Consider the following 17,049-nt stretch of genomic DNA (forward strand, 5'->3'; position numbering starts at 1 on the left):
GATGCCAGTGTTCTGGCTAATTAGGCTGACTGTCGTCGGGGAACCTCGCGCTCAGTGAAGAATGCCTTCACCCGCGCTACCGCCGCCGGCGCCTCGAAGAAGACGAGGTGCCCGGCTCCTTCGAACAGCGCAACTTCGCTGGAAGCTAGCCGCTTGGACCAATAGTTCGCCTGCTCAACTGGAATGATTTGGTCTTTGTCGCCCCAGAGCACCAACGTCGGCACCTTGATGTGCCCGAGCCAGCGCGTGAGTTTCGGCTCATAGTTTCGCTCCCAGATAATGCGGGCAAGCGAGGTCATTTCACGATACCGAGCGATCTTGAGGTCATTGGTGAGATTGACCGCCGGGATCCGGGCAAGAGCATCAGGCGAGGACACGATTTTCGATGGGACATGTTCCGCGCGGATCGTAAACAGGTCCGTTGTCGGATGCTCCCTCACCCGCAGTCCCGCCGGGCAGGCAAGAGCGAGGCGGCGAACGCGATGTTGGTTGAATACCGTAAAGAGACTGGCGATCCAGCCGCCCAGTGAGTGGCCTACGAGGTCGACCGGCGCGGACAATTTCAACTGATCGAAAAGCGCGGCGTAGTGGACAGCAAAGTCCAGCACGGAGTTGACTGCCGGATCATCGTCGGACGCACCGAATCCCGGGTGGATCGGCACGACGAGCCGGCGACCCTGGGCAAGCGGCAACAGATCCTGGAATCCGCTCGTGGTGCCGGCACCATGAAAGAAGACAAGAGGCTCGCCCTCGCCCGCTTCAAGGACCTGAACGCGAATTCCGTCGACGGTGATGTCACGCTGTATGAAGCTGATCATTGAATCCTCCAACTATTCTGCCGCTACTTGAACCGAGGACGACATCAGCTTCCGCACACGCGGAATGACTTCTTCGGCGAACAGAGTGATGTTCTTGACCGCCTTCCAGTGCGGCATGTCGCCAACGTGCAGATGCAAGATGATCTTGGTGCTCTGAGCTTGTTCGCACCAGAAGGCGATACGCTCAGCGACGTGATCAGGCGTCCCGAGAGCGGTGCGATACACCGTGGTCAGCCCTTCCCAGGTCACATCGAGTTCAGTGACACCAGATTCGAGCCGCTTGCGAAGGCGCTCGACCGGGAGATAGCCGGGCGGCGAGTTCAGGTGAGAGTCGGTCTTCAGCAAGTTTTTGAAGTAGAAGAGAATATGATCGCGCCCCTCTTCAATTGCCTTCTCTTCCGATTCAGCCACGAATACCATCGCCGAAATGATGATCGATTCTGAATCGGTCGGCTGGTTGTGCTTGGCAGCGACGGCGCGATAGTTCTCGAAGGACTTCAATTGCGCCGGTATGGGCGTGAACACTTGAGAATAGCCGTAACCCCGTTCGGCCGCATAGTTTACGGTATCTTCCGTACCCGAACCGACCACATAGATCTTTGGGTGCGGCTTTTGGTACGGCAACGGGAAGCAATTCAGATACTTGTATTGATAGAAGTCACCGTCGTAGCGGCTTGGGCCGGGCTTGGTCCAAGCCTGCATCAGGATGTCCATTCCCTCTCGGAAACGCTCGCGCGCGGTGGCAGGGCTGAGCGGATTGACCCAGTACTCCATGCCAGTGCCGAGAGGAAACGCGCATTCAAGGCGACCGCCGGACATGACGTCGAGCATTGCATACTCTTCCGCCAGGCGATGCGGATAGGTCAGCCCGATCGGCGTCCCCATCACACAGATCTTCGCTCGCTCGGTAAGCACTGCGAGCGCACTGGCGATCAGTTGGCAGGAAGGCATCAGACTGTAGAAGGTGGCGTGGTGCTCGTTGACCACGAGACCGTCAAACCCAAGCTTGTCACCCAGTACAAGCTCGTCAATGTATTCCTTGTAGAGCTTGTAGCCGACCTTCGGATCGAAGTGCGTGTTGGGAATGTCGACCCACTGGCCCTGCGGGCGATTCGGCACGACATCCGGATACGGCATGAAGTGCATCAAGTAGAACTGCGGAGCACCTAATCCCGCCATCGTAACCTCCCTGGATGATCGAGAGCATCGAAGCTCTCTTATAATCATAGTATGCTATGATAATCATCGAGACGTCAAGGCGTGTTGCGCGAATTTGAATCGCTGCGATCTATCGGCCGAAAGACTTGGGGATGTGGACGAGACCTATTTGTCGCCGTAACGCTCGGCGTTTAGGTTCTGCGTCATTATGTTTGCAATGCGGAAAAACTCGGCGACCTCATGCGCGCTAAGTCCCTTGGTGGCCATCTTTTCGACCTCTCGAGCTGCTTTGGACATGAGTTGACTGAGCGCGCGACCTTTCGAAGTAAGCCTTATTGTAGTGCGCCGCCCATGCGCCGGATCGGGCGATCTGGAGATTAGCCCGTCCCTTTCCATTCGCTTCAACGTCACAGCCATCGTTGGCTGCTCGATACCAATGAGGCGTGAAAGCTCTCCCTGGGTCGATTCCGTCAGCTGCATCAACCGCGCAATGACAGGATTAACGCCAGGAAGGAAACCGTGGCGGGCCGTTCGCTGCGCCAAGCTCCAGGTGATATTCCGGCCGAGGGTGTTTACGGTAAGGCCGAGAATTCTCTCTCGATCAGTGGACGGTTGAGTTTCACCGCGCTCGTCTTCAACTTTGCTGGGCCTGGTCATCCAATGCTTTCAATGAGTCTCGAACTGCCAAGTCGTGGCCAAAATGCTGTTGCTGGATACCACCATCTTGGTCCAAGCTACAGGGGAAGCCATGTGCAGCCTTTTGCCAAGAGATTCAATAGCTTTGGCTTGGCTGCACCGCTTCGTTCCGCCGGGCAGAAGGCGGCCAACGGGGCGCAGCGTCAGCATGGTCGGGAATATCGCGGCGGAGAGCCGGCAACAGAGCTCGCGACCGGCTGTGGCGTGCGTAGACAGCGGTGCGCGAGCGATTGCTGTAGCGCACCAGGCTCGCTGCTGCGATGCGTGGATGGCACTGATCACATTAGCGGTGAACGACCGGGACGATCGCGGCTACTGATTTTGATCAAAGGCAGAAGCGCGTCGTGTGCGCTCGGCCATCGAGAAGACACCGGCGAACGCAATACTCAGATCATCGGACCGCGGGAGCGGGGAGCGGCGGCAACAGGGGCATCCGTTGCCGCCTGTGCGGCCACTCACTATCCAGATAGGCCCTCGAGGGCGTCAATCTGACCACGGAGATCGCTTTTTTGAGTGCTAGATAAGCGGCCACGAAGCACGAGCCATCCCATCGCGAACACCGTCGCCGCCGCGCCGAGTGACGTCAAACCAGCAATAAAAAAGAACGTTGGCGCCGTGAAGCCCGCTCCGATCAAGACGCCACCAAGAACAGGACCAAGGATTGCGCCTATTCGTCCCATTCCCATCGTCCAACCAACACCCGTCGCGCGCAGACGCGTATCGTAGAAGCCCGCGCATAGAGCCACCGTGCACATCTGCGCGCCGATGGTCAGGATCCCGGCAAGAACTGAGAAGATCAGTAAGAGCGCGCTTGACGTGCCGACATAGCCGATAGCGACGATAGCGAAGGCACCAAGACCATACCCGGCCCCAATAACCGTTGCCTGCCCGTAGCGTTCCGCCAACTGTCCGAGCGTAAGGCAGCCAATGATCGCACCCAAATTGATCACGGCCACGGCGACGACGGCCTCCTCGACACTATGCCCCTCTTGCCGAGCAAGCATGGGGATCCAGTTGAGAAGGAAATAGGACAACATCAAACTGAAGAAAAAGGTGATCCAAAGTAGGATCGTACCGAGCGCGGTGCCCCTGGCAAATAGACTGAAAAGCGGCGCCGGCGTTTCGACCGTCAATTTGACGTCCCACTTCTTTCCCAGTTTCATCCGATCCAGGATGGAAGTGATCGCGAGGCTATCCCCCTTGAGCGCAAGAAACCGGATCGACTCCGGCACCCAGATGGCCACGAGCGGGAGAAAGAGAAGCGGGATCACGCCGCCAGCGTAGAAGGCGCTGGTCCATCCCAGCATTGGAAGCAGTTTCGCCATTGCGAAGCCGCCAATGACCGCTCCCAGAGGGAAACCACAAAACATGAGCGCGACGACCGTGGCCCGCAAGCGCGTCGGCGTATACTCCGACGTCAGCGAAATGGCCGTTGGGAGAGCTCCTCCGAGACCAAGGCCTGTGACAAAACGCAAGGCGGCCAGATTGCTGATGGATGTGGCGAAGGGTGTGAGCAACGAGCATATCGCAAACAATGCGACCGAAAACATCAGCACAGGCTTGCGGCCAAACCGGTCGCCGGCAAGCCCGAGTGCCATTGCGCCCATCATGCCGCCGAGCAGACCAGCCCCAAAAACGGGACCAAATTGGGAAGGCTCGACGTGCCAACTGCTGGCTATTTCTGGCGCGACAAACGCGACGCATTGCGTGTCGAAGCCATCTATCATGGCAACGAGCGCACAGATCGAGATGATCAGGTACTGGGAAGGTCCCAGGCGACCTGAATCTACGACTGTTTCCAAGTCGACGGCTTCACTCGAATCCATGCGCACTCCATTGCGAGCGTTTCCCGAGGCGCCGGTTACCCGGTCTTCTTCTTGCTGATCGTTTGCTTGGTTATGTCAGCGGCTTTGCATCAATCATGCAGCCGACCAACAAGCACGGTTCTTTCGAACGGTTGCTCCAAGCGTGGTTGGTGCCACGAATGATGACGGTATCGCCCGGCCGCATCAACACCTCGTCGACGTCGGTCACCATATAGATCTCGCCCTTCACGCAAGTGATGCAATCCAGCGTATCGGTCCGGTGCATGCTCGGATGGCGCGCCATGTCTTCAGCAGTAGGCGTGTGTTTCTGCTTCACTTCGACATTCAATTGCTGGAGCGCCTCGATATGCCCGGTCTTGTCACCGGTGTCAGGCGGAATCTCGAGGGCGCGGCAGAGCATGCCACCAGGAAACGGCTCGCGGGTTGTGATATCGAGCGACCGGTCCGTATCGATGCTGTTATCGACCGGGACTTCTTTCGTACCCCACAGCGTTGCGCGGTAGAAGATTCCGGGATTTTCCTGCACGTTGGTAGCTTCGTCCATCAGGACGGCGGATTTTCCGGCAGCATTCAGGCCGACCACGTATCTTTTCCACTTAGCCATTTTGCTCTCGCGATGTGTTGTTTGTTGGATTGGAATTAGCGCCCTGGAAATCCGCTGGCCGGAGCTGGAGCGCGCCTGTAGTTTGTTCCCTCAATGCCGGCATTGAGCGCATCGACGGTTTGTTCGCAAAAGCGTCGAAAGCCCAGCGTGTCGAGACCGAGGCAGAACACAGTGATCCCGTCGTCCAGCGACTTGCGGCACGACTCCGGCGTTGGATCCAGGATCGGACCTCCGACCACGGCAACACCATGCCGCTTGGCCGTTGCCAGCACCTTCCGGTAGGCGTCCTGAACGCGGGGGCTTTTCATCATCGCGGTGCCCTCGCCCATCGCATAGGACAGGTCGCCGCCCCCGAAGACGATGACCTTTACTTCCGTCATCGCGCATATCTCATCGATATTTTCGACGGCAGTCGGATGCTCGATCATCGGGATCAGGATGACCTCGCGATTGTTCCACGCTGCATATTCCTCAAATGTCCGCAAGGAGTAGCCGGCCGCGCGGATCGCGGGACAAATTCCGCGCGATCCTAGCGGCGGGAAAAACGCGGCATCAGCAGCACGCTTGACGTCTTCCGCCGAGCGCACCATCGGAAGAAAGATCCCGCTCGCCCCGGCTTCAAGCGCACGTCGAATATCAGCCTCGTTGGCGCGATCGGGAACGCGCACGAATGGCGCAAGGCCGGCTTGTTCCGACACGCGAATGAGGCCTTCGAGCCCCCGCGCATTGTTGCCGGAGTGTTCGCAATCCAACATCACGAAGTCGAACCCGGTCAATCCAAGCACTTCCACGAGCGCCGAATCGCCAGTGAAGCATTGCATGCCGAGCGGAACTTCGCCGCGCTCAAGCATCTCGATCAGCCGGTTGGGCTTGAACAAAACGCATCCTCCCCTTAAACACATAAAGTCACTTGGTGTCTTTGTGACATAAGTTTCTTTGCTTGGGAAGAAACAACTTGCAAAGATTTTCGAGCGCGCCCCTGCCGGGGCTCACGCGGCTCCGGGATCAGCAACAAGATTGACCGAGCGGATTCCGGCCAGCGCGCAGTTTTCATCTTTGTCCGGCACGTCGCCACTCACGCCAACAGCACCTATGACGGCTCCTTCTTGCGATCTGACAAGCACACCGCCCGGGACTGGCACCATGGAGCCTTCCGCAAGTGAAGAGAGGGCTACGAAAAACGAAGGATGGTGAGCCGCCCGAGACATTAGCGTCCGGGTGCCCATTCCCATGCCCAGTGCGGACCAGGCCTTCGCCCTTGCAATCTGCTCCCGCAACAAGCTCGATCCGTCCTCCATTTTGAAGGAAACAAGGCATCCCCGCGCGTCGAGGACCGCAACGGTCATCGGCGGTAAATTCATCTCGCGCGCAGTCTTGAGGGCTTCGTCCACGACGCGTGACGCATCTGACAAGGACAGCATTGTGAAACTCCCTTAAAGTTGTGCTCTCGAGCAATTGCGTATGCCGCTGCGGATTGATCGGAGCCGAACAAATTGCTAGTCACTAGGTCACCTACTATCAAATCGTGCCGCTGGACAATCAAAAATGGCAACCTTCCGAAGCGGGTCGCAGGTCATTGATCGCGAACGCATCGCCGATCAGATCTTCAAGGATCTGCGGAACGACATCATTCTCGGTACCATCCCGCGGGGCACTAAACTGCCTTCAGAGAAGGATTTGGCGCAGCGCTATGGCGTCAGTGGACCCACAGTCCGTGAGGCGATCCGCGGCCTTAGTCTTTTGGGATTTGCCGACGTGCGACATGGCAGCGGCGCCTACGTTGTCGCCAATCCGGATCAGCTGGTCGCCACCTCCTTGAGCGCCGTGATTCAACTCGGCAAGCTGGGAGTGGCCGATGTCCTCGGCGTGTGGGGGGCGTTGAACGAACATGTGGCCACATTGGCCGCCGAGGTCTCGACACGCGAGGACCACGAACGTCTGCGCAGCACCCTCGCCGCGCTCGATGACATCGCCACGGCCGAGCAGGCCGCCCAAGCTGTTCTCGCTTTTCACAACGCCATGGCGACCGCAGCGCACAATCCTCTGCTCGCCGCGCTCTGCAGTTTTCTAGCCGAACTGCAGACCGAGCTCGGTCATCAGCTTTGTGATTCCGTCACACAATGGCGCGCTATTCTCGCCAAGCTCAAGCCAATTCGCACGCAGTTGGTCGAGTCAGTCATCGCGAGAAATCGAACCAAGGCGGTCGCTGCAGCACAACAGTTCCATAAGAAGGCGGTCGCTTTGATCACCGCCTTGCCAAAGGCGAAGGAAATTCGACTGAACGACCCCAAGCTTCGCCAATTGCTGTCAACATTGCTGTTGCGGGTTGGATGATTCCACGCGCCGCGCCTGTGAGGGATACCGCACATGCAGAAGAGCGATATTGACGAACTGGAGCAGGCTCGGCGCAGTGCCATGCTGGCAGCCGATCTGGCTGGTCTCGACCGCTTATTCGCCGACGACCTGGTCTGGATACATGCATCGTCCAAGTCGGACACGAAGAAGTCCTTGATCGGGAAGTTTGCCAGCGGAAGTCTCCGTTGCCATCGCCTAGACCACTCCGAAGTTGCGATCTGCATCTATGATTCAGTCGCAATCGTGCGGGGCAAGCTGGAAATGGATGTATTGGCAGACGGGACAAGCCGCACGTCTGTGAATCTGTTTACCGGGGTCTGGGCAGGAGCGCTGGGCGCTACCAAGCTTGTCCTGTGGCAATCGACCCGCGTGCAGAGCTAGGTCATCCTGGAGAGACGTACGATCCTGTACGATTTCAAAAAGAGAGGTGGCGCCTCTCGGCGCCTCCAGTTAGCGGTGGTCCAATCCGCTACTTGTAGATCTGTGGTTTGATTGCCGTCGCCGGTGGATCAGGTGCCCACAAGCGATAGCTCACATTGGCGAACAACTTGTAGCCCTGGGTGACTGCCGCCCGGTCGGTAACAAACGGGGTAGGCGAGCCGCCGGAAGCGCCGGCGCTTACCTCACGGAAGCCAAAGACGTTCAACTGCACGGGACCAAAGTTGTATCCGACAAGGGCTCCGACGGCTCCTTCGTGAAAGCGGTTCGCGCTGGTGGCGTTGCCGTAGAAGGCGCTCGATGTATCGTCTCCGACTTGTGCCACGTAGTAGCCAAGGACGCCGAGGGTCCACTTCCCGAACTGCTTCGTTGCGGCAAACTCGGAATCGAGCACGTCGCCACTACGATACTTCGTAATGGAATTTCGGGTGTTGGTTTCGTAGTAGAAGGCGGCGGTCAGATTCCACCCTTCGTCCAGATAGGAGACGATGAACTCTGGCCTGAACGTCCACCAGGGATTGCCGACGTTACCCAGACCGTTGACACCAGAGATCGTGCCGTCGGGCACGCCGATACCGAGCCCCGTCTTGACGAAAAAGCCCGATTGACCAAGCTTCCAACTGAGTTCGACCGGCACCACAAGGGTGTTGTGCACGCCAGTTTTCATGGTGTTGACTGGAGCGCCCGTGTCGGCGCTGGCGAAGGGCTGAACGATCACCGCATCATAGGTCGCCCCGAGGAAGGTCCAGCCAGGAACGAATAGAAAGCCAGGCGTGGCCGCGTTGACGTTCACCGTGGTAGCGGCGCCGCCCACATTCGGAGCTCCGGGACCAACGATCTTGGCCTGATAGGTCCAGAACTGGTCAAACATGTAAATGCCGGGACCAGGCGCAGCAGCGGTCGTGTTACCGATCGCAATGCCGGGTGGCACTTGCGTGCCGGGTGAGCCCGATTCATAGGCGTTCGCCGGCCCTAGCGAAGTTGCTGCGACCGCAACGGTCGCGGCACAGCACATCTTCTTCAGATCAATACGCATTTTCCCCCCAATTGGTGACTTCCAGCTCGATGAAGCGTCCGCCTCCGCCAGGAAGAGCGGGAAGCTGCATCTCGAGACCCGATCACATACTTGTTATGCCAGACACTAAGTCACCTAGTAACCTTGTCAAGAGGCAACTTGAACCCTAGGTCGGATGCACCCATAAACGGGACGGAAGCATGACAACTGACGGTTCGGATAAACTTGCGCTGCGCATCGCATCACTGGTCACGGCGATTAACGTCATCGTCGCGTGCGGATTTTCGATTGCTGGACTTGTCAGTCCCAGCGGGATCTTGCCTTCGGGCTCGTCGCCGACGGAGGCCTCACAAATTTTTGCGATGTATGCGTCAGCGCGAACAGTGCCGCTCGCCTTGATTACCTTGTCGACACTTGGTCGAAGGTCCTGGATATTGCGGTTGGGAACGCTTGCCGGAATCGTGCAGCTACTCGACGCTGGGGTCGGCCTCTTTCAGCAAGACATCGGCAAGACAGCAGGTCCACTCGTCATTGCTCTGCTGCAATTCCTTGCGTTGCTCAACTTGGTACGGCGCCGCCAATTGGAGTGATCTCAGTTGCAAGAGGCGCAGCGGCTTGGCGATCGATGCGTGTGAGAAAGCGGAGAAAACTTGGCGCGTACTAACGCTGATCGACACCCCTCGGGCCTCTCTGATCTTGAAAATCGCGACTTTCGACAGGAGTCTCAGAAGCCGATCGAGGCCTGCTCATAGTCACGCTTTACACGGGTCCCCGTTTATCGACCCGAGCTCGGTGACCGCGCTGTTATCATTACCCGCCATCGCTGGGATTGGAGTCACTTTGAAGCTGGCCGTCTCTTCGAGGAAGGCATTCCTAGACCGCCGCCACGGGCGACATTCCACGACGAGGTTCGCGCCAACGCTGTCGAACGCCGGAACGCTAACTGGTTCGGAGCGTCCGGCGCGTTCTCGAACCGGCTCGCACTAAATCCAGAGCATAAGCGCTCGACGGCGCTCGAATTACGCGAACTGCGCACTTTACAGTCGCGCAAAACGAGTACAAGACGCTGAGAGCCGATCAGGCATTCTTCAGGCTGAAACCATCTCGGGGAGCCTGATCGGGCGCTATGCGGACATGACTGTTCTCGGACGGACATGGTCGCAAGTGCCGGGTTTTGTTTCGGGGGCAGAATATGGTGGAGCGAGCTGAGGTCGTAGAAGCAGCTGGCGAGCTAAGGATTAATTGTACCGTCGCAGACAACGTCAACATCGCCTTCTATCAGAACGCGGTTCCGATCGTCCGCGAGCTCGCGATTGAAAATTGCACGGGACGTGACCTCTCCGAACTATCTGTGCACCTGACAGCGGAGCCGGCATTTCTGACGCCAGGGGTATGGCGGGTCCAGCGCGTTGCCAATCAAGCTAGTCACCACATCCGCAGCCTGGACCTGAAGCTAGATCCAGCGTTCCTGTCCGGCATCAATGCATCGCGGCAAGCCCAATTACGCATAAGCGTGGATGTCGCCGGCGAGACGTTAGCCGAAAAGATTGTCGAGCTCAATTTGCTACCGCCGTCGCACTGGGGTGGCGTTAATGCCGCGCCCGAGCTGCTGGCGGCGTTCGTTCGCCCTACCGATCCCAGCATCGATGTTATCTTGCGCGAGGCCTCGAATAAGCTCGCTACGGCTGGCCGGGATGATGCGGTAGATGGTTATAGAAAGAAGACCAAGGCCCGGGCCTGGGAGATAGCAGACGCGATCTGGGCGGCATTGGTTTCGCACTCGATCGCTTATGTCCTTCCTCCAAAAAGTTTTGAACGCTCTGGCCAGCAGGTTCGCGGACCAAGCGAGATTCTATCTCGCAAGGTTGGTACTTGTCTGGACCTCACTCTCCTCTACGCGTCCTGTCTTGAGCAGGCGGGCCTTAATCCGGTGCTCGTCCTGACCGAAGGCCATGCTTTCGTGGGGGTCTGGCTCGTTGACGAGGATTTTTCCAACCTGGTGATTGATGACCCCCAAATGCTACGCAAACGCGTGCAACTGGAGGAGCTGGTCCTGGTTGAGACGACGATCCTCACGGGGTCGAATCCGGGGAGGTTTAAGCAAGCCGTCGATGCTGGAGCAAAGCTGATCGCCGAGGACGCGACCTCCCCGTTCGAGCTCGCTGTTGACGTCAAGCGCGCCCGAAGCGCCAAGATCCGGCCACTTGATCTATCGGGGTCTGGCGAGCCGACAATAACTCCTTCTGGCGCGCCGTCTGTCTCGCATGAAGTCGGCGAGATACCAAAATTTGAAGAGGATCTCGATAAGCCCCGTGAACCCATTTTTGAACGGAATCTAGATCGGCTTGAAGTTTGGAAGCGCAACCTCTTGGATCTCACGCTGAGAAACCGGCTGCTGAACTTCAAGGACACGAAGTCAACTATCACGATCGAATGTCCTGACGCGGCGACGCTGGAAGACAAGCTTTCGGGGGGAGAGCGCTTCAAATTGCTTGGCAGGGCCAGCGTGCTCGACGGCTCCGATGGGCGCGATACCGCGCTGTTGGCACAACGGCTGCAGGACGATGCCCGCAGAGATTTCGTCCGTGACGCCATGGTCCGCGGTGAACTGTACACGACCGTTCTCGAGACTGATCTTGAAGGTCGGCTAACCGACCTCTACCGGGCCACCCGCCTTGCCTTCGAGGAGGGCGGCGCCAATATCCTGTACCTTTGCCTTGGGTTCCTAAAATGGACGCCCCAGGACGGTGCGGGACCGTACCGTGCACCGTTGATCCTCGTCCCGGTGCAACTCGAGCGTAAAAGCGTGCGTTCCGGGTTTCGCCTGGCGCTTCACGAGGACGAGGCCCGGTTTAATCCGACGCTGCTGCAGATGCTGAAGCAGGATTTTGCCCTTTCGATGCCCGAGCTCGAAGCAGAATTGCCGCAGGACGCGACGGGTGTCGATGTTGCTGGCGTTTGGAAGACGATAAGGCGCCACATCAAGAGTATCAAAGGGTGGGAGGTTACAGAGCAGGTCGTGCTCGCAACGCTGTCCTTCACGAAGTACCTAATGTGGAAGGATCTCGTCGATCGATCCGATATCTTGAAGCGAAACCCGGTCGTCCGGCATCTGATCGATACGCCAACTCACACCTATGATGGTTCGAGGGCAGCTTTTGTCGCAGAGAACACCATCGACCAAATCGTAGACCCGGCTGAGCTCTTTACGCCACTTTCGGCCGATTCCTCCCAAATTGCGGCCGTCCTCGCCGCGCAACGCGGGGGCGATTTCGTGCTCTTCGGCCCGCCTGGTACGGGCAAGAGCCAAACGATCGCGAACATGATTACGAATTGCCTCGCTCACCAGAAGACGGTGCTTTTCGTATCGCAGAAGACTGCTGCGCTTGAAGTGGTAAGACAGCGCATGCAGGCGATCGGCCTCGGCAACTACTGCCTGGAGGTTCATTCGACCAAAGCTCAGAAGTCTAGTGTGCTGGAGCAGCTCGCTACCGCTTGGCGCGAGCGCAATCTCGTCACCGAGGAACATTGGTCGACGGCCGCCAACGAGCTGAAGCGGCGGCGCGACCAACTGAACAAGCTCGTTTCCGCGCTACACCGACGCCGGCCTAATGGCATGACGGCATACGAGGCGTTCGGACGTGTCATCGCTGATCGTGAGCGGTTTCAGGACGTCGGCCTGACATGGCCAACCGGTACCATACATACCCCTGAAGACCTCATGCGGATGCGAGAATCTTGCTCGGATATTTGCACCGCGCTCGAGGCCATCGGAGATCCCGCTAATCACCCGCTCAAGGGTATCGAACAAACCAGGTGGAGTCCGGCCTGGGTACAGTCGTTCCTGCAGCTGATCGAACGTCTCCACCTCGCGCTGCGTGAAGTCGGGATCGCGGCAGACGACCTTACCGCGTCGATCGGGCTCGACCGCAACGCAAGCGACGATGCTCTTCTGCCGCAACTGATCAAGCTCGTTTCGCTCATGCTGCACGCTGACGCCGCGGACGGAGCGCTGCTGCTGTCTTCCGACGCGCCAGAGCACGTGCATGCATTGTACGATCTGGTCGATGTCATACGTCGGCTGAGTGAAAAGAACTCGGAACTATCGGTCCGCTATGACCTGAAAGCAACACAGCTGGACCTGCACTCGCTTGAGCGTGAGTGGATCGATGCGTGCGCGTCGAATATCCTCGTGCGAAATGGACGAAAGAAGAAGGTCCGATTGGCGCTCACACCGTACTGTTCGGGTGAAATCCCCGATGACATCGGTCGGGACATAGTTGTGCTCAAGGACCTCGGTGTTCTGCTCAGCGAGATCGAGAGCATTCGACCTCGTTTCAGAGGAATCGAGCGCCTATGGCGAGGGCCGCAAAGCGATGTCTCGCGATTCCAGGGATTGATCAACTGGGCCACAAGCATGCGCGACGCGGTAGACGCTTGTCCGGTTGAGGGAATCGCATCGGACAGACTGCTCTCACACGTTACAGATCTATTACTGCGCGACATCCCGCGCTTCCGGCCTGGTGGACAAGTCCGACAGGCCTTCGAGGCCATGTACAAGGCATTTCCGACCATGCATCGGACGGCCAAAGAACTCGGTGCATGTATTGGCCTCGACGATCCGGAAGGCATCGTCAAAATTGAGACCGGATGGATTGATGCTCTCCTCCAGCAGACCGCGAACTGGAAAGCCAATATCATCAAGGCTCCACAATGGGCCACTTGGCGTTCCGCGGCGCAAACGGCGCGGGTAGCTGGGCTATCGCCCCTTGTCGATGCCGTCGAAAGTGGGTCCGTGGACGGTGCGGTCCTCACCAGTGTTTTTGACTATGCTTACGCGCGCTGGATCGCCGAAACCATCGTGAACGAGGATGTGGTTCTCAGTAGTTTCTTAACCGAAAAGCACGAAGCCACAATTGAGGCGTTTGTCGCAGCAGATAAGAAATTGGGAGAGCTCGCAAGAGACATCGTAAAGGCGCGCATCGGTGCGGCGGTGCCAACTCAGACCAATTTCGGCAAAGACCCGGAATGGGGCACGCTCGCGCGGGAGATCAACAAGAAAGCTCGGCACATTCCGCTTCGGCAGCTGTTTGGCCGTCTCCCAACAGTGCTGACCCAGCTCGCCCCGTGCGTGATGATGAGCCCGCTCTCCATTGCCCAGTACTTGCCCGCGGAGGCCAAGCCTTTTGATGTGGTTATCTTCGATGAGGCCTCTCAGATTCCGGTGTGGGACGCGATCGGAGCGATTGCGCGTGGCACCCAGGTGGTGATTGTTGGTGACCCAGAACAACTGCCTCCCACGAATGTCGGACAACGTGGCGTTGATGATGAGGACGACGACGGCTCCATCGTGCAGAGCCAACAAAGCATACTTGACGAATGCCTGGCCTCAAACATCCCAAGCATGCGGCTGTCGTGGCACTATCGCAGCCGCCACGAGAGCCTGATCGCATTCTCCAACGTCAAATATTATCGCGGAGAACTGACGACCTTCCCATCGCCGGTGACGCGCGATACCGCGGTCCGATACATCCACGTACACGGCGGCGTTTACGAGCGCGGTGGCGCTAAGATTAACCGGAAGGAGGCCGAAGCCGTCGTGGCAGAGGTTGTCCGGCGCATGAAGACGTCAACCCATTCGATCGGTGTCGTCACTTTCAATGGTGAGCAACAACGTTTGATCGAAAACTTGCTTGATCAGGCTCGCCGCTCCGACCCCTCGCTCGAACCGCACTTCGATCGGAACCAGACCAGGGAGCCGATCCTCATCAAGAATATCGAGAACGTGCAGGGCGACGAACGCGACGTCATCATTTTTTCGGTCGCGGTGGGACCGGACAAGACCGGACGGGTCACCGCCCAGATCTCGTCGTTGAACAGTGAGGGCGGTCACCGCCGGCTCAATGTTGCGGTCACCCGTGCGCGCCGCGAGCTGTTGGTGTTCGCAACATTGCGACCCGAGCAAATCGACTTGGGGCGCACGGGCGCGAAGGGCGTGGTCGACTTCAAGCACTTCCTTGAGTTCGCAGAGAACGGCGCGCGGGCTATCGCCGAGGCCTTCTCGCCAACCGGGCGTGACACCGAATCGCCGTTTGAGGACGCCGTGATGCGGGCGCTCGAGGAGAAGGGTTGGCAGATCCATCCCCAAGTGGGTGTTTCTTTCTTCCGGATTGACCTCGGCATTGTTCATCCGGATTTCCCAGGCCGCTATCTCGCTGGCGTTGAATGCGACGGAGCCGCCTATCACCGATCAGCCACCGCGCGCGACCGCGACCGTTTGCGTGAAATGGTGCTCACGGATCTCGGTTGGCGAATTCGGCGAATCTGGAGCACCGAATGGTGGATGGATTCCACCACCGCGACAGAGAAGATCCACACCAGGCTGGTGGCGGATCTCGAAGCCGACCGTGCGTCTCGGCCGATTGTCGAGGCTAAAGAAGAGCCTGTACCTCCACCGGAAGAAACCCCGCTCGTGGATGAGCCAGGCGAGCCGGCTCGCGTTGAAACCACAACTGCTGAGGCGGAGGCGGAGCAACCCGAGGTCTCGCCAGAACCGGCAAATGACGACGGTGAGCCGATCAAGCCGACGAAAGTCTACGCGCGCGGGCCGTCGAACGAAGAACGGGAAACAGATCGGGCGCCTGCTGCCACGTATGTCAAGGCGGACCCAGCTAGCGTGGCATCCCCTGATCGAGAGCGTTTCTACGACCCGAGCTACCGCGGAACACTCCGTAGTATGGTCGATCATGTCGTTGACATTGAAGGACCGATCTATTTCGACGTAGTTGTCGATCGCATTGCGCGTGCACACGGCTTCATGCGTTCGGGTGAGACGGTGCAAAAAATCATCGCCTCATCTCTCGGCCGTGATCGGTTTCCAACGACCAAAGAAGGCGGACGTCAGGTTGTCTGGCCGCAAAATGCCACAGCGCGCGACAGCGCTCCTTACAGAAGTGCTGGGGGACGCGACCACAGCGATATCCCTCTTCCTGAATTGGCGGGCCTCGCCGAGATACTCCGGACCACCGGCCTCGAGGAAGATGAGGACGTCATCCGCGGAATGCAGGAGCACTTCGGTTTAGGGCGCCTCGCGGCATCGACGCGTGAGCGATTTGAGGCAGCTGTGGCCGTCGACGGCTGAGCTTTGCCACGAATCTCGCTCAACCCTTCAGGTGACGGTCTGGAACCCGAAATACACCTTTGATCATATCGGAGTTGCAGACACAGATTTGGACATGCGTCTTGCCGGAGGACCTAAAGGTCACGACCAAGCAGCGGTTCGTCAATGACCTCAAGGCCGCACTAAATGCCGCGTGGCCGCGGCTCTCCGCAGATCGGAAGAAGCCAAACCCGACGTTCCTCGCAATTGTGAAGGCTGGATTCAAAGCCGAGCGGATCGACGATGATGATGATGTGTCGGTTGCTCGGGATAACCAGATCCTCACGGATGAGGAGGTTGGCGCCATCCTTCAGGCAGCGTGCGAAGTCGATCAGGAGCAAGGATTTGATGGCGATCTATATCGGATCGTCGTATGTCTGGCCGCGACCGGCGCGCGGTATGCCCAGGTCAGACGAATGCGCGTGGGCGACGTACAGGTTTCTGCACGGCGTCTGATGGTGCCCGGCTCTTACAAAGGGCGCGGCGGCAATGGCGGCTCAGACCCAGTCCCAGTGGGCGACGATGTGATTGAGGTTCTTTTGCCCGCTATCGCCGCGCGGCCAAGCGATGCTCCTCTTTTCGAGCGATGGATCCATGAACAGGAGCCGGGAGGTATCGCCTGGAAGAAGTCTGAACGCGGTCCGTGGAAAAGAGGCGAACTTGCACGTCCGTGGAAGGCCATTCGCGAGCGCGCCGGTATGCCGGAGGTGATTCCCTATGCTTTGCGGCACTCGAGCATCGTGCGCGGTCTCCGAAAGGGCTTGCCCATCCAACAGGTCGCCAAACTGCACAACACATCAGTCAAAATGATCGAGCGGCACTACGCGAAATACATTGCGACCGCATTGGAAGACCTCGCAAGGGCGGCAGTCGTGTCCCTGGTGCCGCGGAGTGATGGAAACGTGGGGCCGATGGGAAAACGCGCGTGAGAAATCATCCTGCTGGGGCGGCGTGCTTCATCTGCAAGCCAAGCGGGAGTT

Annotated in this window: 13 protein-coding genes; 5 read left to right on the forward strand and 8 right to left on the reverse strand. The window is 58.4% G+C overall.

The genetic code is table 11. From position 1 onward, the window contains the following. Positions 1–20: 20 nt before the first annotated feature. The 7 genes from V1280_RS22640 to V1280_RS22670 all read right to left on the reverse strand — a co-directional run bounded on the left by V1280_RS22640 (position 21) and on the right by V1280_RS22670 (position 6,523). Positions 21–818: an alpha/beta fold hydrolase gene (locus tag V1280_RS22640; RefSeq protein WP_334529043.1), complete on the reverse strand. Its 798-nt coding sequence runs from the start codon at positions 816–818 to the stop codon at positions 21–23. 12 nt (positions 819–830) lie between these two features. Next, entirely contained in the window at positions 831–1,997 is a 1,167-nt protein-coding gene (locus tag V1280_RS22645; protein ID WP_334529046.1) for an LLM class flavin-dependent oxidoreductase, read from the reverse strand. A gap of 144 nt (positions 1,998–2,141) precedes the next feature. Beyond that, a complete protein-coding gene (locus tag V1280_RS22650; protein WP_334529049.1) occupies positions 2,142–2,633 on the reverse strand; it encodes a MarR family winged helix-turn-helix transcriptional regulator in 492 nt (163 codons plus the stop codon). Positions 2,634–3,130: 497 nt separating this feature from the next. Further along, positions 3,131–4,498: an MFS transporter gene (locus V1280_RS22655; protein ID WP_334529052.1), complete on the reverse strand. Its 1,368-nt coding sequence runs from the start codon at positions 4,496–4,498 to the stop codon at positions 3,131–3,133. Between the two features lie 70 nt (positions 4,499–4,568). Then, positions 4,569–5,102 carry a cupin domain-containing protein gene (locus V1280_RS22660; protein ID WP_334529055.1) on the reverse strand — a complete coding sequence of 178 codons (534 nt, stop codon included), beginning with the start codon at positions 5,100–5,102 and terminating at the stop codon, positions 4,569–4,571. Positions 5,103–5,137: 35 nt separating this feature from the next. After that, the gene (locus tag V1280_RS22665; RefSeq protein WP_334529058.1) at positions 5,138–5,980 is read right to left on the reverse strand and encodes an HpcH/HpaI aldolase family protein; all 843 of its coding nucleotides are present in this window, start codon (positions 5,978–5,980) and stop codon (positions 5,138–5,140) included. 111 nt (positions 5,981–6,091) lie between these two features. Then, complete coding sequence (locus V1280_RS22670) at positions 6,092–6,523, reverse strand: GlcG/HbpS family heme-binding protein (RefSeq protein WP_334529061.1); 432 nt, start codon at positions 6,521–6,523, stop codon at positions 6,092–6,094. A 124-nt stretch (positions 6,524–6,647) separates the two neighbouring features. Between V1280_RS22670 and V1280_RS22675 the strand changes: the two genes are divergently transcribed. Both V1280_RS22675 and V1280_RS22680 read left to right on the forward strand, forming a co-directional pair. Further along, positions 6,648–7,436 (forward strand): FadR/GntR family transcriptional regulator, encoded by a 789-nt coding sequence (locus V1280_RS22675; RefSeq protein ID WP_334529064.1) that lies wholly within the window; start codon positions 6,648–6,650, stop codon positions 7,434–7,436. Between the two features lie 33 nt (positions 7,437–7,469). Then, positions 7,470–7,838: a nuclear transport factor 2 family protein gene (locus tag V1280_RS22680; RefSeq protein ID WP_334529067.1), complete on the forward strand. Its 369-nt coding sequence runs from the start codon at positions 7,470–7,472 to the stop codon at positions 7,836–7,838. An 88-nt stretch (positions 7,839–7,926) separates the two neighbouring features. Here V1280_RS22680 and V1280_RS22685 read toward each other — a convergent pair whose 3' ends face one another. Further along, complete coding sequence (locus V1280_RS22685; protein ID WP_334529070.1) at positions 7,927–8,931, reverse strand: SphA family protein; 1,005 nt, start codon at positions 8,929–8,931, stop codon at positions 7,927–7,929. Between the two features lie 179 nt (positions 8,932–9,110). Between V1280_RS22685 and V1280_RS22690 the strand changes: the two genes are divergently transcribed. From V1280_RS22690 to V1280_RS22700, 3 genes are all read left to right on the forward strand, one after another. Next, positions 9,111–9,500 carry a hypothetical protein gene (locus V1280_RS22690; protein ID WP_334529073.1) on the forward strand — a complete coding sequence of 130 codons (390 nt, stop codon included), beginning with the start codon at positions 9,111–9,113 and terminating at the stop codon, positions 9,498–9,500. Between the two features lie 602 nt (positions 9,501–10,102). Next, positions 10,103–16,051, forward strand: coding sequence for a DUF3320 domain-containing protein (locus tag V1280_RS22695; protein WP_334529075.1), 5,949 nt, complete (start codon positions 10,103–10,105; stop codon positions 16,049–16,051). A gap of 101 nt (positions 16,052–16,152) precedes the next feature. Beyond that, a complete protein-coding gene (locus V1280_RS22700) occupies positions 16,153–16,998 on the forward strand; it encodes a tyrosine-type recombinase/integrase (RefSeq protein WP_334529078.1) in 846 nt (281 codons plus the stop codon). The last annotated feature ends 51 nt before the right edge of the window (positions 16,999–17,049 follow it).

It is taken from the genome of Bradyrhizobium sp. AZCC 2230 (assembly GCF_036924495.1).
In the GTDB taxonomy this organism is placed as follows: domain Bacteria; phylum Pseudomonadota; class Alphaproteobacteria; order Rhizobiales; family Xanthobacteraceae; genus Bradyrhizobium; species Bradyrhizobium rifense.